This is a genomic window from Salinibacter pepae, from assembly GCF_947077775.1.
Lineage (GTDB): Bacteria > Bacteroidota > Rhodothermia > Rhodothermales > Salinibacteraceae > Salinibacter > Salinibacter pepae.
In genome coordinates this window covers 1318629-1340237 of sequence record NZ_CAMTTE010000001.1, presented here as the reverse complement: position 1 = coordinate 1340237, position 21609 = coordinate 1318629, and the positions used below count along the sequence as shown (strand labels likewise).

The following is a 21609-nucleotide window of genomic DNA, read 5'->3' as shown; positions in this document are numbered from 1 at the left end:
GGACTACGCGTCGAGGCGGCCGTCGACGACGGTGACGGCCCGCCCGCCCAGCGCGACCCGTTCCGCGTCGGGCGTATCGAGGTGCACGCGAACGGTGCCGCCCCGCGCGGACACCTGCCGGCCGGTGAGCTCGGTGCGTCCCATCCGGGCGGCCCAGTACGGGCCGAGGGCGCAGTGGGCGGACCCCGTCACGGGATCCTCGGGGACCCCCACGCGGGGCGCGAAGAACCGGGACACAAAGTCGACGTCGTCGGCCTCGGCCGGGGCGGTTGCAATGACCCCCCGTGCCTCATCGAGGGTGTGTAGGGGCGAGAGGGTCGGCTGCAGGGCCCGCACGGCGCCCGCGTCCGGCAGGCGAACGAGATAGTCGCGCCCGCTCCATCCAACCTCCTCCGGCGTTGCTCCGTCGAGGGCATTGAGAAGTGGGGCGGGTGGGGCGGCCGGGGCCACCGGATCGGCGGGAAAGTCCATCCAGATCCATCCGTCGTCGCGCCGGGCCGTGAGGCGCCCGCTCGCCGTCTCGAAATGAAGGGCGGGGCGGGCCGCCTCGTGGTCGGTCGCCCAGAGGACGTGTGCGCTGGCGAGCGTCGCGTGTCCGCAGAGGGCCACCTCGTCGGTGGGGGTGAACCAGCGCAACTGGTAGGTGCCCGCCTCGCCCCGAGGACGCAGAAAAGCTGTTTCCGATACGTTCATTTCGGCGGCCACCTGTTGCATCCAGTCGGCGTCGCGGTCATCCCGGGGGAGGCACACGGCGGCGGGATTCCCGGCGAACGGGACGGTGGCGAAGGCGTCAACCTGGTAGAGGGGGGTAGGCATGGGAGGGGGGATTGGAACGTTGCAGATCGTGGGGAAACGAAGCGTCCCGGGTACAGGTCCAATGGGAGGAGCGACTCATGAACCCTCACCCTCTACCCGACGACACCGAGCCCGCATGTACCGTCTTCTCCGGCCGTTGTTGTTCCGGTTGAATCCCGAGTGGGCGCACACGGCAAGCCTGTGGGGGGCGCGGGTGGCACAGCGCACGGTCCTGCCACTCGTGGCCTCGCGGTATCAGTTTGAGGACGAGCGGCTCAAGCAGCGCCTCTGGGGCGACACCTTTCCCAATCCCGTGGGGCTGGCCGCGGGCGCCGACAAGAATGCCCGGGCGGTGCCGTTCTGGGAGGCGGTCGGGTTCGGGTTTGTGGAGGTCGGGTCCGTGAGTGCCCAGCCGGCCCCGGGCAACCCGACGCCGCGCGCCTTCCGACTGCCGAAGGACCAGGCCCTGATCAACCGTCTGGGCCTCAACAACGACGGGGCGGAGGCCGTCGCGGACCGGCTGGAGCACAGCCGGTCGGACCGGGCGCGCCCGCTGGGCATCAACCTGGCCAAGACCCACGACCCCGACATCATGGGCGCGGCGGCCCTGGAGGACTTTCGGACGAGCTTTCGGCAGCTGGTCGGGCAGGCGGACTACGTGACGCTCAACGTGTCGTGCCCGAACACGCCGGACGGCGGGACCTTTGAGGACCCGGCGGCCCTCGATGCGCTGCTCGGCGCCATCACGGCGGAGCAAAAGGCGCCGGGGCTGGCGGTGCCCGTGCTGGTCAAGCTGAGTCCCCCCCTCAGCGACCGCGTCCTGTTCGACACGCGGCTGGAAGAGATCCTTGCGGTGGCGGCGGACCACGACATAGACGGCTTTATCGCGACCAACACGGCCTCGGACCGGAAGGGGGTTGAGACGTCTGCGGACCGGCTCGACGAGATCGGGGCGGGCGGGCTCAGTGGGCCGCCCCTGGAGGCACGGGCCACGCGCCTCGTGCAGTACCTCTACCGGGCGACCGACGGCGAAATTCCGATCATCGGGGTTGGGGGGGTGCACGACGCGGCGTCGGCCTACGCCAAGATCCGCGCGGGGGCCTCGCTGGTGCAGCTCTACACGGCGCTCGTCTACGAGGGGCCCGGGCTGGTGCGGCGCATCAAAGAGGGCCTCGTGGCGCGGCTCAGTGACGACGGGTACGCGTCTCTTGAGAACGCCGTGGGGGCAGACGCGTGACCGAACACAGCCCCCTCAGAAACAGCGCTCAGGCTCACAGGTAGGGCCTGCGTGCTCGCATTCTTCACACTGGTCTTCGCCCGTCCATGCCCGCACAGGTCGAATTCGACACCATTCCCGAGATGGTTCTCCGCCTTTGTGATCGGTACCGAGGGCGGGAGCGGCCGGTGCTGCGGCACAAGGACCGGGGCGAAGGGTGGCAGGAAATCACCTGGGAGGGCTTCCAGGATCGGGTGCAGGCCCTGGCCGGCTACCTGCATCGGCAGAGTGTGCGCACGGGCGATCGGGTCGCCCTGCTCTCGGAAAACCGTCCGGAGTGGGCCGTCAGCGACCTGGGGACGCAGCTCATTGGGGCGGCGAACGTCTCGATCTACACGTCCCTTCCGCCCTCGAAAGTAGCCCACATCCTCCGGGACTCCGGGGCCAAAGTGTGCATCGTGTCCGTGCCGGTCCAGCGCAAGAAGATCGAGGAGATTGCGGACACGTGCCCCGAGCTCGAAGAGGTGATCGTGATGAGCGAGACGGCGGACGACCCGCCCGTCCCCATGACGCACTGGGACGACGCCCTGGCGGCGGGCCGGGAGCACTGGAGCGAGCACGAGGCGGAGCTTACCGGCACTGCGGAGTCGATCGCGCCGGGGGACACCAGTGCCCTCATCTACACGAGCGGCACCACCGGCCAGCCGAAGGGAGTGGTGCTGACCCATCGCAACTTCTGCTCGAACGTAAAGGGCGCCCTGCGGCGCATCCCCATCGGGGAGGACGATCACCACCTTTCGTTCCTGCCCCTCTCGCACGCCTTCGAGCGGACGGCGGGCCACACGGCCGTGCTCGCCGCCGGGGCCACCATTAGCTACGCGGAGAGCATCGAGGCGGTCAGCCAAAACCTCCAGGAGGTGCAGCCGACCCTCATGATCTCGGTGCCGCGCATGTTCGAGAAGGTGTACAAACGCGTGACGAAGCAGGCCAAGGAGGGAGGGGCCCTCAAGCAGGCCCTCTTCGACTGGGCGGTGGGGGTGGGCGAACGGCACGCTGAGGCCCAGCAGAAGACCGGCTCGGGGCCGAACCTGCTGTTGCGTGGGCAACGGGCGGTGGCCCACCGTCTGGTCTTTTCCAAACTGCACGAGAAACTCGGCGGAAACCTCCGGTTTGCCGCCTCCGGCGGGGCGGCGCTGCCCGAAGAGATTGGCACCTTCTTCCAGGCCGCGGGCGTGACCATCATCGAGGGCTACGGCCTTACGGAGACGGCCCCCGTCCTTACGATCAATCCCCTGGACGCCCCCCGCTACGGCACCGTCGGCCACGTCATGCCCGGCGTGACGGTCGCCATTCAGCCGCTGGGGGAGAACGAGCCGGCCGGGGCGGTCAGTGGCAGCGACTACCCCACATCCCTCTCCACGCCGGAAGGGGAGATTCTGGTGAAGGGCCCCAACGTGATGAAGGAGTACTGGAACCAACCCGAAGAGACACGGGCGGCCTTCGGCCCGGACGGGTGGTATCACACCGGCGACGTCGGACGCTTCGAGGAGGGCTACCTCAAGATTACGGACCGGATCAAGCACATGATCGTCACGGAGGGCGGAAAGAACGTCTATCCCGGCCCGATCGAGGAGACGTTTAAGACCAGGAATTGGATCAACCAGATCGTCGTGGTAGGGGAGGGGCGTCCGTTTCTTGCGGCCCTGGTGGTGCCCGACTTCGACGCCCTCCGCATGCGGGCACGAGACGAGGGGATTGACGAGTCTACCTGTGACGATGCGGAATTGCTGCATCACGACGCGGCGCAGGCCCTGTTCCAGGATGTCTTTACGGCCTACAACCGCGACGCGGCGGCCCACGAGAAAATTCGCAACTTCCGCCTCCTCGGCGAGCCGTTCACCGTTGAGGAGGGGACGCTCACCCCCACGCTCAAGCTCCGTCGCAGCGTCATTCGGGAGCGCCACGCGGACCTCATCGACGAGATGTACGAGGAGTTCGGCCGGTGACGAATCGCGCCTTGCTTGTGGCCCCCTGCGAAGAGACCGTCGCGATCCGTCCTGTGGTCGCTGCCTCACATCGCCCCCGAATCCGAACGTCAGCGAACCCGTGTGGATAACCGTTGAACTCTCCTTGAGGGGGCCGCCAGCCCCCATGGTTGAGAGGGCCCTCCCGGATCTCGACTCCGCATCGGCCCTATAAGACGCTTGAACATTTCTCTCGGGGCATGGCGCAGTCCGGTAGCGCGCGTCGTTCGGGACGACGAGGTCGCCGGTTCAAATCCGGCTGCCCCGACCCTCCGAAAGCGGCCTTCACGGTTGGTGGAGGCCGCTTTTGCGTTGCTGAGCCCCCCATCCCCGCCCCCCAACGGGGACTTTTCGGGGGCTTCAAGAATAATCCTGCCCGTGGGACCGTTCGCAGCACGTGGATGTGGTCAGGAAAAGGGCCGGAACCCGTTCCGGCCCCCGAAACACTCTGATCGATATTCGTATTTTCAGAAGCATATTCGCGGGCCTTGCTCGTCGGGGGCGTCCCCGGTGTGATCTCTTTCCTCCACGTTTTTCTCACTACGACCCACTCTTATGCTACAACGTTTGTTTAAATCATCCTGCGTCGGCCTGATTGCCCTCGCCTTCGCCTTCACCGCCCCCGCGTTCGGCCAGATGCCCCAGCAGCCGGACACGACCACCCTCTCGGCCTCCGAGGTAAGCCAGGAGCAGATTGACAAGGCGGCCCGCATCGCCGCGGCCGTGCAGTCCTCCATGCGGGCGCAGCAGATGAAGATGCGGAAGCAGATGAAGGAGAAATACGGCAATCCGCAGGAGATGGACTCCACGCAAAAAGCCAATGCACGGCGGGAGATGAAGCGCCAGCAGATGCGGATGCGGAAGCAGCAGATGAAGATGATGCAGCAGGAATCGCAGAACGAAAACATGGACCCTCAGATGTTCCGGCGCATCATGCGGTCGGCGCAGCAGGACTCCACGCTGAAGAAGCAGATTCAGCAGGCCATGAAGGCAGAAATGAAGAAGCAGCAGTCGCAGATGCAGCAAAACCCGAACTCGCAGAACTAGCTGCGACGGTCGGGAGGCTCGCCGACAGGGGCGAGCGTTCCTGCACATTGCACGCGCTGGGAAAGCGGCCCTTGCCCCTGTGGCAACGGCCGCTTTCTTGTTGGGACCCATCCGGGGGCACCGGCGCGCCGGGCGGGACCTGACGAGGCGCTGTCCGTTGTTAAAAGGGACCCATCCTCGAAGATGCAGAGCCCCGACTCGTCGCCCGCATATTTCCTTTGCGCTTGCCTGCCGTGCAGTATTTGAGCACCCGCACGCCCGCCCATCGCGTTTCCCTCTCCACGGCGCTGCAGGACGGCCTGGCGCCGGACGGGGGGCTGTACGTGCCCGAGCGGTTTCCGGATCTCGGGCCCGAGGCGTTCGAGGGCCGCACCACGATCGAGGCGGTGGCGGAGCGGCTTTTGCGCCCGTTTGCGGAGGGGGACGACCTGGCGGACGTGCTGCCGGAGATCTGCGAGGCGATGTTTGGCTTTCCGGTGCCGCTGCGCGAGATCGGACGCGGAACGAGCGTCCTCGAGCTCTTCCACGGCCCCACGGCGGCGTTTAAGGACGTGGGGGCGCGCTTCCTGGCCGACAGCCTTGCCCGTCTCAATGAAGGGGCCGAGCAGCCGCTTACCATCCTCGTGGCCACCTCCGGCGACACCGGCGCGGCCGTGGCGGCGGCCTTCTGGAAGAAGCCCAACGTGGAGGTCGTCGTCCTCTACCCGAAGGGCAAGGTGTCCGACCGGCAGGAGCAGCAGCTCACCGGGTGGAGCGACAACGTGCAGACCGTGGCCGTCCGCGGCGTGTTTGACGACTGCCAGACGCTCGTGAAGGAGGCCTTTCAGGACGAGGCGTGGCAGGAGCGCCTGCGCCTCTCCTCGGCCAACAGCATCAACATCGGGCGTCTGCTGCCGCAGATGACGTACTACGCCTACGCCAGCCTCCGGCACTGGCGCGCCCACGGCACCCGCCCCAACGTAATCGTGCCGTCCGGCAACCTGGGCAACGGGCTCGCCTGCCTGTACGCCCGCGAGTGCGGACTGCCGATCGGGGAAGTCGTCTTCGCGACGAATGAGAACCGCCCCGTCACGCACTACCTGGAGACCGGCGCGTACGAGGCGTTTGAGACGCAGGAAACCCTGGCGACGGCGATGGACGTGGGCAATCCCAGCAACATGGAGCGCCTGCGCCACCACTATTCCGGCAGCGGGGGAGAGGAGGCACTGCACGATGCCATCGGCGCCGAGCGCGTCACCGACGAGCAGATCGAACGGCACGTCCGCCAGGGGCCCGAGGCCTGGGATACGGTGTGGGACCCCCACACGGCCACCGCGGTCGAGGCCCGCGAGCACCTCGACCCCGACGACGAGCACGAGTGGATCCTGGTGGCCACCGCGCACCCGGCCAAATTTCCGGAGGTGGTGGAGCCGCTCGTGGGGCATGCGGTCGACGTGCCCGAACCACTGGCCGAGGTGATGGCGCGGTCGCATCCCGTCCCTGAGGTGGACCCGACGCTCCCGGCGGTGGCGGACGTGGTGTTTGGGGACCGCAGGCCCGACGCGACGGAGCGCGCGTAGAGGAGGGCTCCGCCGTTTGGTCGGTCTCCGGTCGCGCGCTCGATGCACCGTCTTCGTTGCATCTCTGAAGGGAAAAACATGAACGGCAGACAGGCAGGTCTTTGGTACATCGTGGGGGGCGTGCTGCTGGGGGCGGCCGTGCTGCTCGGTGGCGGGTGTGGAGAGGCGCGAGCTCCTCAAGACAACCCGGAGGGGGCCCTGTCGAGCGAAGAAGATTCCACAGCGCGGCGGCGTGCCGTGCAGTGCAGGGGGCCGGAGGGGGGCGTGGTGACGTTTCGGGCACTCGTCCGTCCCGATTCGCTCGCGCTACGGGTGCCCGCAGCGTTTGGGGGCGACACGCGTCACCTTGCACGGACCCGGGCCGCCAGCGGGGCCAAGTACAAAGGCGGTGCCGCCACGGTCTGGAGCAAGGGCGGCACGGCCACCGTCGAAATCGATGGCCAGCGCCTCGAGAACTGCACCATCGCGCCTCAGACGGAGCCACAGGACGAACATCCTCCCAACCTGCAGTTTCGGGCGGTGGGGCAGGAACCCGGATGGATCGTGGAGGTGACCGACGACAGCCTCCGGTTTGCCTGGGCCTACGGGCGGCGTGAGGTCACTGTCTCCCAGTTCGCCACGGACACGGACGCCGAGCGCATGCTCTACAGGGCCGACACGGATCGTGGCCCCCTGCGTGTCGTGGCCCGGCCCCAGTACTGCACGGATCCGATGAACGGGCGGCTGTTTAGCCATACGGTCACCGTCACGCTTGCCGCCGATGTGCACACCGGCTGCGGAGCCCCGACGCGGTAGTCCGGCATTGGCGTCTACGGCCCGCAGGCGCCTTCTTCCTGCGCGGCGGAACGGGCCGGGTGCTCGCTGGGGGAGGCACTTCGATCCTCTACCGGCCGATTCGTACATTAATGTCCTCGACGTACTGCCCGGGTGGATTCCTCTGATTCCATGCCTTCGTCTTTTTCGATTGCCGGCCGCCTGGTCGACCTGCACGCCCGCGCAATCCGGCCGGCCACCGTGCACGTCCGGGGCGGCGTGATTGAGCGCATCGAGCCGGCCGGGACGGTGCCGGAGCGGCATCTGCTGCCTGGGTTTATCGACGCCCACGTTCACGTCGAGAGCGCGATGCTGCCGCCGTCGGAATTTGCGCGGGCGGCGGTGCGGCACGGGACCGTGGGCACGGTAAGCGACCCGCACGAGATCGCCAACGTGCTCGGCGTGGAAGGGGTCGAGTACATGATTGCGGACGGCCGCCCGGTGCCGTTCCACTTCGCGTTCGGCGCGCCGTCGTGCGTGCCGGCCACGCCCTTCGAGACGAGCGGGGCGGAACTCGGGCCGGACGCGGTATCGGCATTGCTGGACCGTGACGACGTGCCCTACCTCAGTGAGATGATGGACTACCCCGGCGCCATCGATGGGGCCCCGAGCGTACTGGCAAAAATCCGGGCCGCGCAGGTGCGCGACAAGCCGGTGGACGGCCATGCGCCCGGCCTGCGGGGGGACGACGTGGCACAGTACGCGGCCGCCGGCATCGAGACCGACCACGAGTGCGTCTCGATTGAGGAGGCGCGCGAGAAGCTGGAGGTGGGGATGAAAATCGCAATCCGGGAGGGCTCGGCCGCCCGGAACTTCGACGAACTCATTCCCCTGATGGACGAGGCGCCGGACCGCCTCATGTTTTGCAGTGACGACCGGCACCCGGACGCCCTCGCGGAGGGCCACATCGACGCCCTCGTGCGCCGCGCCCTCAATCGCGGATACGACCGCTTTGACGTGCTCCGTGCCGCCTGCGTGCATCCGGTCGAGCACTACGGGCTGGACGTGGGGCTGCTGCGCGAGGGGGACCCGGCGGACTTTATCGTGGTGGACGACCTGGACGCGCTGAATGTACAAGAGACGTACGTCGAGGGCACACGCGTCGCCGCGGAAGGGGCAACCCACATCGAGCGCGTCGCGTCCGACGTCGTCAATCGCTTCGACGCGGAACCGGTCGCACCGGCGGATTTTCGGGTGCCGGCGGGCGGCGATCGCCTCCGCGTGATCACTGCCGTCGACAATCAGTTGGGGACCGAGGAAGAGATCGTGACGACGCCGACCGACGACGGGTACGCCGTGGCGGACCCGGACCGCGACGTGCTCAAGCTTGTCGTGGTGAACCGGTATACGGAAGAGAGTACGCCGGCCGTGGCCTTCGTCCGGGGCTTTGGGCTCGACGGGGGCGCCCTTGCCTCCAGCGTGGCCCACGACTCCCACAACGTGGTGGCCGTGGGGGCTCGTGATGACGCCCTGGCCCGGGCCGTGAACGCGGTGGTGCGGGCGGAGGGCGGCATCAGTGCGGCGGCGGAGGGCACGCAGGTCCTGCCGCTCCCCATCGCCGGCCTCATGAGCGACGAGCCGTACGAGGCAGTGGCCCGGCGCTACACGCGCCTTACCGACTACGTTCGGGCGGAACTGGGCAGCGCGATGGACGCGCCGTTCATGACGCTCTCGTTCCTGTCGCTGCTTGTCATTCCGCAGCTCAAGCTCAGCGACCGGGGCCTCTTCGACGGGGCGGCGTTCGAGTTCGTGGACCGGTTCGTCGATTGATCGACAGGGGAGGGGGAAGCACGTGCTGTTTCTTGCAATTACCGCTTCTTATGGCCAACGCTGACGCCATTGTCGTGGGCTCGGGCCCGAACGGGCTCGGGGCCGCCGTCGTGCTCGCCCGGGCCGGGTGGGACGTACACGTGATCGAGCAGGCCGACGCCGTCGGCGGCGCGGCGCGTTCGGAAGAGGTGACGCGTCCGGGCTTCGTCCACGACCTCGGCTCCGCCATCCACCCGCTCGCCGCGGCGTCGCCCTTGTTTCGGCGGCTCCCCCTCGACGAGTACGGCCTGTCGTGGGTGCAGCCGGACCTGCCGCTCGCCCATCCGTTGGACGGGGGGCGGGCCGTGGCGATGCACCAGTCCCTGGAGGAGACCGCCCTCGGGCTCGGGGGCGACGCGGGGCGCTACCGGTGGCTCAACGGGCCGCTCGCGGACCGGTGGCGGGCCGTCCTCGACGAGGTGCTCCAGCCGGTGCTCCACCTGCCGCGTGCCCCGCTGCTCCTGGCGCGGTTCGGCCTGCGGGCGATCTGGCCCGCGCAGCTGCTGGGGCAAGGCCTCTTTCGGACGGAGGAGGCGCGGGCCTTGCTCGCGGGATTGGCCGCCCACGCCAACCTGCCGCTCTCAGCACTCGGGTCGACGGCCTTCGGCCTCGTCCTCGGAATGGCCGGGCACGCGGTGGGGTGGCCGTTTCCGAAGGGGGGCGCCGGGGCCATCACGCAGGCACTGGCGGACTACCTGCGTGACCTGGGCGGCACCATCGAGACGGGCCGCCGCGTGCATTCCGTCGACGACCTGCCCCCGTCCCGGACGGTGGTGCTCAACCTGACGCCCCGGCAGGTCCTGCGCGTCGCCCGGCCGCGGCTGCCCGCCCGCTACGAAACGAAGCTGACGCAGTACCGCTACGGCGCGGCGGCCTTCAAGGTCGACTACGCCCTCAGCGACCCGATCCCGTGGGCCGCCGAGGCCTGTGGGCGGGCCGGAACCGTGCACGTGGGCGGCACGCTGAACGAGATTGCCGCCTCGGAGCGGGCCGTGGCGCAGGGGCGGGTGCCGGAGCGCCCGTACGTGCTGCTGGCCCAGCACAGCCGCTTCGACGCGAGCCGCGCCCCCGGCGACCAGCACACCGCGTGGGCCTACTGCCACGTCCCCAACGGGGCGACCGCGGACGCGACGGCCCAGATTGAACGGCAGATCGAGCGGTTTGCGCCCGGCTTCCGGGACACCATCTTGGAGCGGCACGTCATGGGCCCGCAGGCGCTGGAGGCCTGGAACCCGAACCTCGTGGGCGGGGACATCAACGGGGGCGCCCTGGACCTCGGGCAGCTCATCGCACGGCCGGCCCTTCGGTGGAGCCCGTACCGCATTCCGGCCCGTACGGCCCGCGGGGCGCAGCTCTACATGGCCTCCGCCTCGACCCCGCCCGGCGGGGGCGTGCACGGCATGGCGGGCCGCCACGCCGCCCACACCGTGCTCGCGGACGCGGGGCAGGACGTGTAGCCCCCGCCGAGACGGGCCGGGCGAGCCCATCCCTGGCGACTTACGCCGCCTGCAGCTGGGGACCGGCCTCGGCAATCGCCGGGGCGGCCTCGTCTTCGTATTTCTCGAAGTGGTCGTGGAAGAGGCCCACGAGGTGCTCGGCCTTCTCGTCGTAGGCCTGGGGATCGTCCCACGTCTCCCGCGGCATCAGAATGTCGTCGGGCACATTGGGGCACTCGGTCGGCACGTCGAGGCCAAAGACCGGCTCCGTCTCCTTCGGCGCGTCCAGCAGCGAGCCGTCGTGGATGGCGTCGATCATGGCGCGGGTGTGCTCGAGCGGCACGCGGTGGCCCACGCCGTACGGGCCGCCGGTGATGCCCGTGTTCACGAGCCACGCCTCGGCGTCGTGCGCGCGAATTTTTTCGGCCAGCATTTCGGCGTACTTGTCCGGCGGCCACACGAGGAACGCGGCGCCGAAGCAGGCGCTAAACGTCGCCTGCGGCTCGTCGACGCCCACCTCCGTGCCGGCCACCTTTGCCGTGTACCCGCTGATAAAGTGGTACATGGCCTGCTCGGGCGTGAGCTTGCTTACCGGCGGCATCACCCCAAACGCGTCGTAGGTGAGGAAGATGATGTTGTCCGGGTGCCCCCCCATCCCCGGAATCTTGGCCCGGTCGATGTAGTCGAGCGGATAGGAGGCGCGGGTGTTTTGGGTGATGGAGGTGTCGTCGTAGTCCACCGCCCGGGTGTCCTCGTCGTAGACCATGTTTTCGAGCACGGTCCCGTAGCGGATGGCGTTGTAAATCTCCGGCTCCTCCTCCTCAGACAGCCCCACCGCCTTGGCGTAGCAGCCGCCCTCGATGTTGAAGACGCCGTCGTCGCTCCAGCAGTGCTCGTCGTCGCCGATGAGCTTGCGGTTCGGATCGGCGGACAGGGTCGTCTTGCCGGTGCCGCTGAGGCCGAAGAAGAGCGAGACGTCCCCCTCGTCCCCCTCGTTCGCCGAGCAGTGCATCGAGAGCACGTCCTTCTTGGGCATCAGGTAGTGCATCACCGTAAAGACGCCCTTCTTCATCTCGCCGGCGTACTCGGTGCCGAGGATGACCATCTCCTGGTTCTCGAACGACAGATCTACGCTCGTCTTCGAGCTCATGTGTTTGGTCTGCCGATTGGCCGGAAATTCGCCCGCGTTGTAGACCACGAAATCCGGCTCGCCGAAGGCCGCCAGCTCCTCCTGGGCGGGCCGAATCAGCATGTTGTGCATGAAGAGGGCGTGGTAGGGCCGGGAGCAAATGATGCGCACCTTGAGGCGATGCGCCGGGTCCCAGCCGGCGAACCCGTCCATCACGTAGATGCGCTGGCGGGTGTTGAGGTAGTCCTGCGCCCGCTCCTTGTTGATCTCGAAGGTGTGGTCGTCGATCTCCATGTTAATCGGCCCCCACCAGATGTCGTCCTCGCTGTCGGGGTGCCGCACGATGCGCTTGTCGGCGGGACTGCGGCCGGTCTTTTCGCCCGAGCGGATGGTGAGGGCGCCGCTGTGGGCGATGGCGGCCGTGGGGTCGTAGTGGATGGCCTCCTCGTAGAGGCGCGCCGGATCCGCGTTGCGGAGCGTGGTGTCGGGGGTGATGCCGTACTGAGACAGGTCAAGATCGGACATGACAATTGGGGAAATGTGTGCGGCGTGAGGTGCGTGGAGTGATCCTCAATGTACAAAAAGATGCGTCCGAATGTGTAGTGGACCGGCCGGATCGATGTGGGGCGCCGTCCTGTATCCGGTGTCGGGCATGGCCCCGCAACGACTCTGCGCGTCCGCAGGGTGGGGACGGGGCCTGCCCGCTCGTTGTTACGCATTCTGTTTGCTTTTCGGAGGATCCCCGCATGCTTTCCCACGAACGTCGGCTCTGGGCCGACGGCTACGAACGTGTGGCCGGGCTCGACGAGGCCGGGCGAGGGTGCCTGGCCGGTCCGGTTGTCGCCGCCGCCGTCATCATGCCGCCACAGGTCGAGATCACGGCCATTCAGGACAGCAAGGCGCTCTCCGAAGGGCAGCGCCTCGACGCCCGGGCCACGATCGAAGACGAAGCCGTGGCCGCGTCCATTGCCCGCTGCTCTCCGAGGGAGATTGACGACCGCAACATTCTCCAGGCGGCCCTCGAAGCCATGCGCCGCGCCGCGTCCGGTTGCCGGCCCCCTCCCGACTTTGTGCTCGTGGACGGCAACCAGTGGGACCGAAACCTCGTCGACGCGCCGTGGCCCCATGAGACGGTCGTGAAGGGGGACGCAAAGAGCCAGTCCATCGCCGCCGCGTCCATCCTCGCAAAGACCGAGCGGGACGCCCTCATGCGCGACCTGCACGAGGCACATCCCGAGTACGACTGGGCGTCGAACGTCGGCTACCCCACCCAGCAGCACTACGACGCGCTCCGCGAGCACGGCGCGACGCCCCATCACCGCCAGTCGTTCACGCTTTTTCGGGACTGAGGCGCACGGGAAGCCACGGCGGGCGGCGCCGCCCTCGTCACGTTTGGAAGAAAGGCCGACGCACCTGCCACACCGCCAGCCCCGTCATGAGCACCGCGAAGGCACCGGTCACGGCCAGGCACACGCCCGGCCCTGCCAGGGCGGCGGGCGTGCCGGCAAACCCGTGGAAGCCGTGCCGGAGGCCACTGACGGCGTAGGAGACCGGGTTGCCCCACATCACGACCTGCAGCACCGGCGCCGCCCCGTCCACCGGAAACATGGCCCCCGACAGAAACCAGAGCGGCAGCAGAAACAGGTTCATGACCGCGTGGAAACCGCGCGTGGTCTCCATGCGCCACGCGATGGCGAAGCCGAGGGCGGTGAAGGCCAGGCCCGTGAGGAGGCACACGGCTACGATCATGCCCACCCCCGCCACGCCGGGCGAGAGATCGATGAGCGGCAGGGCGCCCAGAAACAGCAGGGCCTGAACCGTGGCCAGCAGGGTGCCCCCCAGGGTGGTGCCGAAGACGAGCGCCGTGCGCGGGGTGGGGGCGACCAGAACGGCCTGAAGGAAGCCCGACGTGCGCTCCTCGACGATGGAGATGGTGGAGAAGATGGCGGTGAAGAGGAGCACCAGGGCGAGGATGCCCGGTAGGAGAAACGCCCCGTAGCTCCCCCCGACGCTGCCCTGCGGGGGCTGAAAGGTGTTCTGAAACCCCAGCCCCAACAGGAGCCAGAGGGCCAGCGGCTGTGCGAGGGCGCCCAGCACGCGGCTTCGGTCGCGGACAAACTTGAGCATTTCGCGGGCCGTGAGGGCCCCAATGGTGCGCAGTGCACTCATTCTGCGGGAGGGGAAAGGCAAGGGGAGAGGGCAGTGGCGGACGCCTAAGTAGACACGAGGAAATACATTTATTCGAGCTTATTCTGAGCGACCGACGATCGAAGGGAGGCGGGCGTCGAAGGGGCCCGCAGGGTCATCCGCTGGAAATTGCCCCGACTCGGCGAGGATGTTGATTTCAGGACTCATCGGTCGGACGGGCGCTTCTGCCGGCCTGCGAAGAGATTTAGTTCATCAGTCGCTTCGCTCGTGTCTCGGCTCCGCTTCGCTACGCCCGGAATGACGCACCCGGAAGGTTCTTTTGCGTGTCTACTTAGTCGTTCGAGTCGTCCCCGCGGGCGAGAACGCGCTCGCGGGACTCCGTGGGGGAGACGCCGGCATGGACCATGAACACGTCCTCCAGGGTTGGCGTCCGGATCGTGGCGCTCCGGATGTGGTCGCTCAGGGCCTCGTAGAGCGACGACAGGAACGCGGGCGGATCGGGCGGAGCGACCTGCACGGTCGCGCCCACGATGCGGGTCGGCACGCCGAACTGGGCCTCGATGCGGTCGCGCAGGGCGGGGGGGGCGTCGGCCTCCAGCCAGATGGTTTCGTCCCCCAGGTCGGCCTTCAGGGTGCTCGGCCGGCCGTCGGCCACCAGGGCCCCGTCCGAGAGAATGCCGACCCGGTCGCAGCGCTCCGCCTCGTCCATGAGGTGGGTCGCCAGCAGGAGCGTGGTCCCCTCGTCCGCCCGCAATTGCTGCACGGCCGCCCAGAACGTGCGTCGGGCGGCGGGGTCGAGGCCCGAGGTCGGCTCGTCGAGCAGCAGCAGGTCCGGGCGGTGCAGCAGGCCGCGGGCGAGGTCCACGCGGCGCCGGAGCCCCCCCGACAGGTCGGCGACCGGATCGGCCGCCCGGTCGGCCACGTCGAGGCGCCGGAGCAGGTCTTCGGTGCGCTCGCGACGCTCCGCGCCGTGCAGGCCATAAAGGGCGCCCTGAAACCGCAGGTTCTCGCGGACGGTCAACGCCTCGTCGAGGGCCGCCTCCTGGAAGACCGTCCCGATGCGTTGCCGCACGGCCCCGGACTCCCGAGCCGTATCGAGCCCAAAGACGCGCGCCCGGCCCTCCGAGGGGGGCATCAGTGTCGACAGGATTCGGAAAAGCGTTGTCTTGCCGCTGCCGTTGGGGCCGAGCAGGCCGTACAGCGCGCCCGGGTCCACCTGGAGGGTGACGTCCCGCAGGGCCGGGTGGGCCCCGTAGCTGTGGTGCACCTTTTGAATGTCGACGGCAGGGGCGGGCATGGATGGGTTGCGTGTGGGCGTTCAAACAGGGAAGCACTGGGGGCGGCGGCGGAATGCCGCCCGTCGGGACTCAGAGAAACCAGTCCACGAGCAGGAGGGCCACGAGGCCCGGGATGTAAAGCACTGATGCTTTCAGAACACGCTTGGCCTTTTGCCCCGTCCGCTCCCCGTGGAAGACGATCGTCGTCCACAGGAACCACAGGCCGAGCGGCACCACGCCGGCGCCGTAGATCCACCCGGCGGCCTCGGTCAGGACCGGCAGAACGCTCACGGGCACGAGCAGCGCGGCGAAGCCGATCATCTGAGCCGCGGTGGAGTTGCCGTCCGGCTCCACGACCGGCAGCATGGCGTAGTCGCCGCGCGCGTAGTCCTTCCGGTACATCCAGGCCAGGGACAGAAAGTGGGGCATCTGCCACGTCGCGAGGATCCCAAAGGTCGCCCATCCGCCCGCTCCAAGGTGGCCGGTTGCGGCCGTGTAGCCGCCCAGGGCCGGAAGCGCCCCCGGCACCGTCCCGACCAGCGTGTTCCATTTCGTCGTCCGCTTCAGGGGCGTGTAGACGAACAGGTACAGCACGGCCGTGAGGGCCGCCAGCACGGCCGTGAGGACATTGACGAGTGGGCACAGGAGGCCAACGGCAAGGCAGATCAGGAGGATGCCCACGCGCCGGGCCATCTTGGGGTCGGCCCGTCCGGCGGGAAGGGGGCGCTGTGCCGTCCGCTTCATTTGCGCGTCGTACCGTCGCTCCAGCACGTGGTTGAGCGTGCCCACGCCTCCGGCACAGAGGGCCGTACCGAGCATGGTCCAGAGCAACGTGCCGCCGTCCAGCCCGGTCGGGGACCCGATCAAAAAGCCCGCGAACGCCGACAGGGTGACCACCGACGAAATTTCGGGCTTGGCCAGGATGAGGTAGTCCCAGAGCACGGCCCCGAGGGTGCGCCCGGAGGCCTGCGCGTCGGTCGTAGAGGGGGCCGTCGTAACGGCCACAGGGGAGTCGGACGACCCGTTGGGTGGGGACTCCATGAACGAGAATGATCAGGCAGGAAGAGCGGCGAAGGGGCAAGCGCTGTGGGGGCTACGGCTCGGCCCTTGCGAGCGACCGCTCGGGGACGTCCCGCGTCGCGCCACTGGTGGGGGCAGAGGGGGATGCGTGTTGGGGGCGACGCGACGTCAACAGGCTCATCACGACCGACGCCCCGAGCAGCACGGCGCCGACCACGAGGTGAGCCACCGTGAGCACCACGTACGCAATGACGCCGGCCTGACCGCCCGGCTCGTACAGGGTGAGAAGCAGGGATGCGAGGCCGAGGGCAAACTGAAGCCCCATGGTGCCAAGCAGGACCCAGGCGGTGCGGCGCACCGCCGGCACCGAGTCAAAGTGCTTTTCCGCGACCACGAAGGCCCCGAGGACGACCCCAACCACCGCAAAGGCCCCGGCGACGTGCAGCGTCGTGTAGCCCCCCGACATGCCCGCCCCCGGGTGCCGCAGCAGGGCCCCCAGGACAATCTGCAGGTAGATGAACACGGCCGCGGCGTACGCCCAGCGGCGCAGGTGACGGGCGGAGTCGGTCTGGGGCAACACGCCGTCCCGGCGGCGCCACGTGTCGGTGACGAATAGCGTCATGGCCACCAGGACGGCGAAGAAGAGCTGCGCGACGCAGGCATGCACCATCGCGAGGTCCAGCGAGACCCAAAGGACGCGCAGGCCCCCAAGGAGGCCCTGAAGGACGACCAGCGCGACGGCCGCGAGGCCCAGCTTCCGCATCCAGGCCCGTGGGTCCTCCCACCAGGTCCAGGCGGCCAACGCCACCGTGAACGCGCCGACGAGGCTCGCGATGAGGCGGTGCCCGTGCTCGGCGAGATAGGCCGGCACCAGCCACCACTCCTCAACCGGATTGATGAGGTTGTAGGAGCCGAGCGAGGTGGGCCAGTCCGGAAACGCCATGCCGGCGCCGATACTGGTCACCACCCCACCCCAGGAGAGGAGAAAGACGGTCAGGAGGACCGTACACGCCGAGAACCGGCGGCGCCAGGTCCAGTCGGAAGCACGAGAACGTGAGGGAGACATGGCGGTGGAGAAGCCGTTAATACCGTAGCAAAACCAAACGTCTTTCTAAGATCTTTAGGCTTAACGATCCCACCAAGAGGGGGGCATTCCGGTTCCGTAAAGAGGCCGCAAACGGGAACCATTGGTGGGGGCTTTCCTACGCCTTTTCGGCCTTTTCCCATCTCCTCCGCCGCGCACCTGTTTCGCCTGCACGGTCAACTCTGTTTCCATCCCCTCCCTGACTCATGGCTACGAACGACACCCTGATTGCGTCCATCTCCGGCATCCGTGGCATCGTCGGGCAGGGCCTGGATCCTTCCGTCCTCGTGCGGTATGCCGGGGCCTTCGGCACGTGGTGTCGTGAACGGGCCAATGCCGTGGACCGCCCATCCCGTGTCGTCGTGGGGCGCGACGCCCGCCCATCCGGAGACGCCTGCGCCCAGATCGTCATTGGGACGCTGCGCGGGATGGGGTGCGACGTGGTGGACCTCGGAATGGCCACCACGCCCACCGTCGAGATGGCCGTGCTGCAGGAAGAAGCCGCCGGCGGCATCGTGATGAGCGCCTCGCACAACCCGGAAGAGTGGAACGCCCTCAAGCTGCTCAACGAGGCGGGAGAGTTTCTGACGCCGGCACAAGGGGAGGCCGTCATTGAACGTGCCGAGGCCGGAGAGGCCGCCCCTGTACCGCACGCCGCCCTCGGCGGGTACCGCTCCCGCAACGCCCTTCCCGAGCACATCGACGAGATCTTGGCCCTCGACCTCATTGATCCGGGGCGGATCGCCGCGCAGAACCTGAGCGTGGTTGTGGACGGCATCAACTCCGTGGGCGGGGTTGCCCTGCCGCGCCTCCTGCACCGCCTGGGCGTGGCCGAAGAGAACGTCCACTGCCTCCACTGCGATCCCACCGGCGCCTTTGCCCATCCCGCCGAGCCGCGCCCCGATCACCTCACTGAGCTCACGGCGGCGGTGCCCGAGCACGAGGCCGACCTCGGGCTGGCGGTGGACCCCGACGCCGACCGCCTCGCCCTGGTCGACGACCAGGGGCGCTTCGTGCTGGAAGAGCTTACTCAGGTGCTGGCGGCGGACTTCCTGTGGCGGCACCGCGAGGGGCCCTTCGTGACCAACCTGTCCTCGTCCCGGGCCATCGACGACGTGGCCGCCCGCCACGGCCAGCCGGTCTACCGCTCCGCCGTCGGCGAGATCAACGTGGTGCAGCGCATGAAGGAGGTCGACGCTGTGCTGGGCGGGGAGGGGAACGGCGGCGTCATTCTACCGGGCCTGCACTACGGCCGGGATGCCCTCGCCGGAACGGCCCTCGTTCTTCAACACCTGGCCGACTCGGGGCGGTCCCTGGGAACGCTCCACGACGACCTGCCCCACTACGCCATGGCGAAGGACAACCTGCCGCTCCCCGACGTGGCCCCCGACCGGCTCCTCGCAGCGCTGGCGGAGAAATACAGTGGCACGAACCAGTCGACCCTCGATGGGCTCAAAATCAACTTCGACGAGTCCTGGGTGCACATGCGGCCCTCCAATACCGAACCCATTCTCCGGGTGTACACGGAAGCCCCGACCCAGGACGACGCGCAGGCCCTCGCGGACCGCTTTTGTGGAGAACTGCGGGAGCAGATCGATGCACTGGAGGCGACGTAGGGCGAGGCATCTTTTTCGGGATCGTTGTTCTGTGAACAGGAACCGCCCGTTGAAGGCCCAAATTCAAGCTTCCCACACAGAAAACCCACGATGCGACCCCACTCGTTGTTAACCCAAGAGCGCCTGCCTCCGGCCGCGAGTGGGGGAGGACTCGTTTCAACCTTGCGTCCAAGACCGTCAGTTCAATGAACGACGACCACGACCTCGACTGGTACCGAGCACAATGGAGCGAACTGGTCGATGTGCTCGCCGTGGAGGATTCCGACGCCGTCGTGTCCGAAGTACGGCGTCTGCGGAAGCAGGCGGAGGCCCTATCGGTCCAGCGCGAGGCCCTCGTGGAGGCCGGGGTGGAAAACCCCGAAAAGGCGCTTCGGATGATTGAAAACATGGCGGATCAGCTCGAAGAGTTGTACGCGGAGCGTGATCACCCCGAGCTGCCCGTCAAGCCGGAGGAAGAGACGAACGGAACGTCCGGCTGACGGCCCGGTCCTCGTTCGTCGGTTTCGTCGTGTTCTACGCCCCCCCTGCCCGACCTTCCATGGAGACGACGACTCCCCCATCTCGATCGGGCAGCGCTGCGCGGCCCGCGCCGGCGGCCCCCACCGAGGTTGTTGCGGACCTGCGCGCTGCGCGCTCACAGTGCTCGTTCGATGGGGCGACCGCCGGCGAGAACCCGTGGCGGGGGCTGTTTTACGAGCACCTGCGGGACGAGGGGCTGCCCGCCCTCGTGAAGAACGGTGCCGCAACCCCGGCAGGATCGCTGTGGACGGGGGCCCGGCGGTGGACGGACTCGTTCCGCGAGGCGTCGCTCCGGGCCGGAGACCGGCTCGTCGTGGCCCTGCCGCCGTCAACGGCCTTCGTGCAGGTCCTCATCGCTGCGTTGTGGGAGGGCGTCACCGTTGCGGTGGCGCGGCCGGACGACGACATCGATGGCGTGTGCGCGGCCCTGGACGCCCGGGCCGCGGTCGCCCCCGAGTTCGGACCGTGCCGCTGGACTGCGGATCCGTACGCGGGGCCGGCCTCCGTGCCGGATGCGCTCCGGCCAGTGGAGACGCCCCCGACCCCTGCCGTTCGCTTTCTCCTGCGCACCTCGGGCACCACGGAGCGGGCCCGATGGATTGCGCTCTCGGACCGCAACGTGTTGTCGGTGCTGGCGAGTCACCTCCCGCACCTGACCTTGCGCCGGGCGCGCGTGCTGTCCGTGCTTCCCTGGTCGCACGTCTTCGGGCTGGTGCTGGACCTGCTGCCGGCGCTCCTGGCCGGTGCCGAAATCATCCGGGATCCGGCCGGAGGGCGCGATCCCAAGTCCCTGGTGGCCCTGGGCGAGGCGTGGGGGGCCACCCACCTTTCGGCCGTGCCGCTCACGATTCGGCGCCTGTGGGCGACCGACCGCGGCCCCGCGCTGCTTCGCCGCCTGCATGGGGGCATCGTGGGGGGCGCCCCGGTGGCAGGGCCGCTCGCGGATCGCCTGTCGGAGACGCGGCTCCGTGCGGGGTACGGGCAGACCGAGGCTGCGCCCGGCATTGCGCTGGGGGCGCCGGGCGAGTGGGCCGCACACTACCTGGGGCGCCCCCTCGGATGCCAGGTGCGGGTGGCAGAAGACGGCGAACTGTTGTTTGAGGGGCCGAACGCCTGCGTGGGCGTGTGGCGGCGGCACGAGGGCCTCGATCGACGGGCCCCGAATCGGACCGTCCGCACGGGCGACCTCGTCCGTCGGGAGGGCGATGCCCTCTACTTCGAAGGACGCAAAGACACGGCATTCAAGCTGTCGAACGGACGTTTCGTCCGGGCCGGGGCGTGGGAGGCACGCCTCAAGGGCCAGTTTCCGAGTCTCCACGACGCCCTGTTGTTTACGCCGGCCGGGGAGGACCTGTCGGTCGCCCTCTGCGTCGATCCGTCGGCCTCGGAGGGGCCCTCTGAGGCGGCACTCCGGGACGTACTCGGAAGGTTGGGAACACGACTCTCCGGGTGTGTCCGGGTTGCCCCTGAGGACTGGGCCCAGGAGGGCAAGGGGACGGTCGATCGGGACGAGATGATCCGTCGACTTCGGGCGACCCCTTCCTCAGACTAGGACGGCCCCCGAGGCCACGGACCTTCTCGCCTCTCATTTTCCTCCATTGTACGCTCTCGTCATGCCAACCCCCACCACACCCGAGCCCGATCAAGAATCCGTCTGGGACTATCCCCGCCCGCCAGCCCTCGAACCGGAAGATCGGCGCATCCGGGTCCTCTTCAACGAGGTGACCATCGCCGACACGACCGGGGCGCTGCGGGTTCTCGAGACGAGCCATCCGCCGGTGTACTACCTGCCCCCGGACGACATCGCCACCGAGCACCTGGAGCGCGAGCAGCAGACCACGATGTGCGAGTTCAAGGGGCGGGCCGTGTACTACACCCTCACGGTGGGCGGCCGCTCCGCGCGGAGCGCGGCCTGGGGCTATCCGGACCCGACGGCCCGGTTTGCCGAGCTGCAGGACTACGTTACGTTTTACGCCAGCAAGGTCGACGCGTGCTACGTGGGCGAGGAGGAGGCCCGCGCGCAGGAGGGCGACTTTTACGGCGGGTGGATTACCGACGACGTCGTGGGGCCCTTTAAGGGCGGGCCCGGCACGATGGGGTGGTAGTCCCCCTGTACA

General features: G+C 68.4%; 18 protein-coding genes and 1 tRNA gene. 13 read left to right on the top strand and 6 right to left on the bottom strand.

The genetic code is table 11. The annotated features are described in order from the left end of the window. Window positions 1-3 precede the first annotated feature (3 nt). Window positions 4-816 (bottom strand): PhzF family phenazine biosynthesis protein, encoded by an 813-nt coding sequence (locus tag OJA40_RS05560; protein ID WP_263808038.1) that lies wholly within the window; start codon window positions 814-816, stop codon window positions 4-6. Window positions 817-931: 115 nt separating this feature from the next. On the opposite strand from OJA40_RS05560, the gene OJA40_RS05555 reads away from it, so the two are divergent. The 8 genes from OJA40_RS05555 (at window position 932) to OJA40_RS05520 (ending at window position 10720) form a co-directional block, all read left to right on the top strand. Further along, window positions 932-2032: a quinone-dependent dihydroorotate dehydrogenase gene (locus OJA40_RS05555; protein ID WP_208426300.1), complete on the top strand. Its 1101-nt coding sequence runs from the start codon at window positions 932-934 to the stop codon at window positions 2030-2032. An 86-nt stretch (window positions 2033-2118) separates the two neighbouring features. Beyond that, the gene (locus tag OJA40_RS05550) at window positions 2119-4017 is read left to right on the top strand and encodes an AMP-dependent synthetase/ligase (RefSeq protein WP_263808039.1); all 1899 of its coding nucleotides are present in this window, start codon (window positions 2119-2121) and stop codon (window positions 4015-4017) included. A gap of 212 nt (window positions 4018-4229) precedes the next feature. Beyond that, window positions 4230-4303, top strand: a tRNA-Pro gene (locus tag OJA40_RS05545). Between the two features lie 287 nt (window positions 4304-4590). After that, window positions 4591-5082: a hypothetical protein gene (locus OJA40_RS05540; protein ID WP_208426302.1), complete on the top strand. Its 492-nt coding sequence runs from the start codon at window positions 4591-4593 to the stop codon at window positions 5080-5082. 233 nt (window positions 5083-5315) lie between these two features. Then, window positions 5316-6641, top strand: a complete 1326-nt coding sequence (gene thrC / locus OJA40_RS05535) for a threonine synthase (RefSeq protein ID WP_263808053.1) — start codon at window positions 5316-5318, stop codon at window positions 6639-6641. A gap of 78 nt (window positions 6642-6719) precedes the next feature. Then, window positions 6720-7436 (top strand): MliC family protein, encoded by a 717-nt coding sequence (locus tag OJA40_RS05530; RefSeq protein ID WP_263808040.1) that lies wholly within the window; start codon window positions 6720-6722, stop codon window positions 7434-7436. Window positions 7437-7586: 150 nt separating this feature from the next. Next, window positions 7587-9224, top strand: coding sequence for an adenine deaminase (ade, locus tag OJA40_RS05525; protein WP_263808041.1), 1638 nt, complete (start codon window positions 7587-7589; stop codon window positions 9222-9224). A 50-nt stretch (window positions 9225-9274) separates the two neighbouring features. Further along, a complete protein-coding gene (locus tag OJA40_RS05520; protein ID WP_208426305.1) occupies window positions 9275-10720 on the top strand; it encodes a phytoene desaturase family protein in 1446 nt (481 codons plus the stop codon). 40 nt (window positions 10721-10760) lie between these two features. On the opposite strand, the gene pckA is transcribed toward OJA40_RS05520, so the two are convergent. Then, window positions 10761-12353, bottom strand: a complete 1593-nt coding sequence (gene pckA / locus OJA40_RS05515; RefSeq protein WP_208426306.1) for a phosphoenolpyruvate carboxykinase (ATP) — start codon at window positions 12351-12353, stop codon at window positions 10761-10763. 221 nt (window positions 12354-12574) lie between these two features. Here pckA and OJA40_RS05510 point away from each other — a divergent pair, with 221 nt between their 5' ends. Next, window positions 12575-13177: a ribonuclease HII gene (locus OJA40_RS05510; RefSeq protein ID WP_208426307.1), complete on the top strand. Its 603-nt coding sequence runs from the start codon at window positions 12575-12577 to the stop codon at window positions 13175-13177. A 37-nt stretch (window positions 13178-13214) separates the two neighbouring features. Here OJA40_RS05510 and OJA40_RS05505 read toward each other — a convergent pair whose 3' ends face one another. From OJA40_RS05505 to OJA40_RS05490, 4 genes are all read right to left on the bottom strand, one after another. Further along, the gene (locus OJA40_RS05505; RefSeq protein WP_011405089.1) at window positions 13215-13997 is read right to left on the bottom strand and encodes an ABC transporter permease; all 783 of its coding nucleotides are present in this window, start codon (window positions 13995-13997) and stop codon (window positions 13215-13217) included. A 310-nt stretch (window positions 13998-14307) separates the two neighbouring features. Next, entirely contained in the window at window positions 14308-15273 is a 966-nt protein-coding gene (locus OJA40_RS05500) for an ABC transporter ATP-binding protein (protein ID WP_208426309.1), read from the bottom strand. Between the two features lie 70 nt (window positions 15274-15343). After that, a complete protein-coding gene (gene cyoE, locus OJA40_RS05495) occupies window positions 15344-16294 on the bottom strand; it encodes a heme o synthase (protein ID WP_208426310.1) in 951 nt (316 codons plus the stop codon). A 52-nt stretch (window positions 16295-16346) separates the two neighbouring features. Continuing rightward, window positions 16347-17339 (bottom strand): COX15/CtaA family protein, encoded by a 993-nt coding sequence (locus tag OJA40_RS05490; RefSeq protein WP_208426311.1) that lies wholly within the window; start codon window positions 17337-17339, stop codon window positions 16347-16349. Window positions 17340-17563: 224 nt separating this feature from the next. Here OJA40_RS05490 and glmM point away from each other — a divergent pair, with 224 nt between their 5' ends. The 4 genes from glmM to OJA40_RS05470 all read left to right on the top strand — a co-directional run bounded on the left by glmM (window position 17564) and on the right by OJA40_RS05470 (window position 21597). Beyond that, entirely contained in the window at window positions 17564-18973 is a 1410-nt protein-coding gene (gene glmM, locus OJA40_RS05485; RefSeq protein WP_208426312.1) for a phosphoglucosamine mutase, read from the top strand. 185 nt (window positions 18974-19158) lie between these two features. Further along, window positions 19159-19452, top strand: a complete 294-nt coding sequence (locus tag OJA40_RS05480; RefSeq protein ID WP_263792273.1) for a hypothetical protein — start codon at window positions 19159-19161, stop codon at window positions 19450-19452. 59 nt (window positions 19453-19511) lie between these two features. After that, complete coding sequence (locus OJA40_RS05475; RefSeq protein ID WP_208426313.1) at window positions 19512-21044, top strand: AMP-binding protein; 1533 nt, start codon at window positions 19512-19514, stop codon at window positions 21042-21044. A gap of 61 nt (window positions 21045-21105) precedes the next feature. Continuing rightward, window positions 21106-21597: a DUF427 domain-containing protein gene (locus tag OJA40_RS05470; protein ID WP_208426314.1), complete on the top strand. Its 492-nt coding sequence runs from the start codon at window positions 21106-21108 to the stop codon at window positions 21595-21597. Window positions 21598-21609: the final 12 nt, after the last annotated feature.

Excerpts from the sequence above, each read along its gene's own strand:
- OJA40_RS05560 (WP_263808038.1), bottom strand. The coding sequence starts at position 816 with ATGCCTACCCCCCTCTACCAGGTTGACGCCTTCGCCACCGTCCCGTTC.
- OJA40_RS05555 (WP_208426300.1), top strand. The coding sequence starts at position 932 with ATGTACCGTCTTCTCCGGCCGTTGTTGTTCCGGTTGAATCCCGAGTGG.
- OJA40_RS05550 (WP_263808039.1), top strand. The coding sequence starts at position 2,119 with ATGCCCGCACAGGTCGAATTCGACACCATTCCCGAGATGGTTCTCCGC.
- OJA40_RS05540 (WP_208426302.1), top strand. The coding sequence starts at position 4,591 with ATGCTACAACGTTTGTTTAAATCATCCTGCGTCGGCCTGATTGCCCTC.
- OJA40_RS05530 (WP_263808040.1), top strand. The coding sequence starts at position 6,720 with ATGAACGGCAGACAGGCAGGTCTTTGGTACATCGTGGGGGGCGTGCTG.
- ade (WP_263808041.1), top strand. The coding sequence starts at position 7,587 with ATGCCTTCGTCTTTTTCGATTGCCGGCCGCCTGGTCGACCTGCACGCC.
- OJA40_RS05520 (WP_208426305.1), top strand. The coding sequence starts at position 9,275 with ATGGCCAACGCTGACGCCATTGTCGTGGGCTCGGGCCCGAACGGGCTC.
- pckA (WP_208426306.1), bottom strand. The coding sequence starts at position 12,353 with ATGTCCGATCTTGACCTGTCTCAGTACGGCATCACCCCCGACACCACG.
- OJA40_RS05510 (WP_208426307.1), top strand. The coding sequence starts at position 12,575 with ATGCTTTCCCACGAACGTCGGCTCTGGGCCGACGGCTACGAACGTGTG.
- OJA40_RS05505 (WP_011405089.1), bottom strand. The coding sequence starts at position 13,997 with ATGAGTGCACTGCGCACCATTGGGGCCCTCACGGCCCGCGAAATGCTC.
- OJA40_RS05500 (WP_208426309.1), bottom strand. The coding sequence starts at position 15,273 with ATGCCCGCCCCTGCCGTCGACATTCAAAAGGTGCACCACAGCTACGGG.
- cyoE (WP_208426310.1), bottom strand. The coding sequence starts at position 16,294 with ATGGAGTCCCCACCCAACGGGTCGTCCGACTCCCCTGTGGCCGTTACG.
- OJA40_RS05490 (WP_208426311.1), bottom strand. The coding sequence starts at position 17,339 with ATGTCTCCCTCACGTTCTCGTGCTTCCGACTGGACCTGGCGCCGCCGG.
- glmM (WP_208426312.1), top strand. The coding sequence starts at position 17,564 with ATGGCTACGAACGACACCCTGATTGCGTCCATCTCCGGCATCCGTGGC.
- OJA40_RS05480 (WP_263792273.1), top strand. The coding sequence starts at position 19,159 with ATGAACGACGACCACGACCTCGACTGGTACCGAGCACAATGGAGCGAA.
- OJA40_RS05475 (WP_208426313.1), top strand. The coding sequence starts at position 19,512 with ATGGAGACGACGACTCCCCCATCTCGATCGGGCAGCGCTGCGCGGCCC.
- OJA40_RS05470 (WP_208426314.1), top strand. The coding sequence starts at position 21,106 with ATGCCAACCCCCACCACACCCGAGCCCGATCAAGAATCCGTCTGGGAC.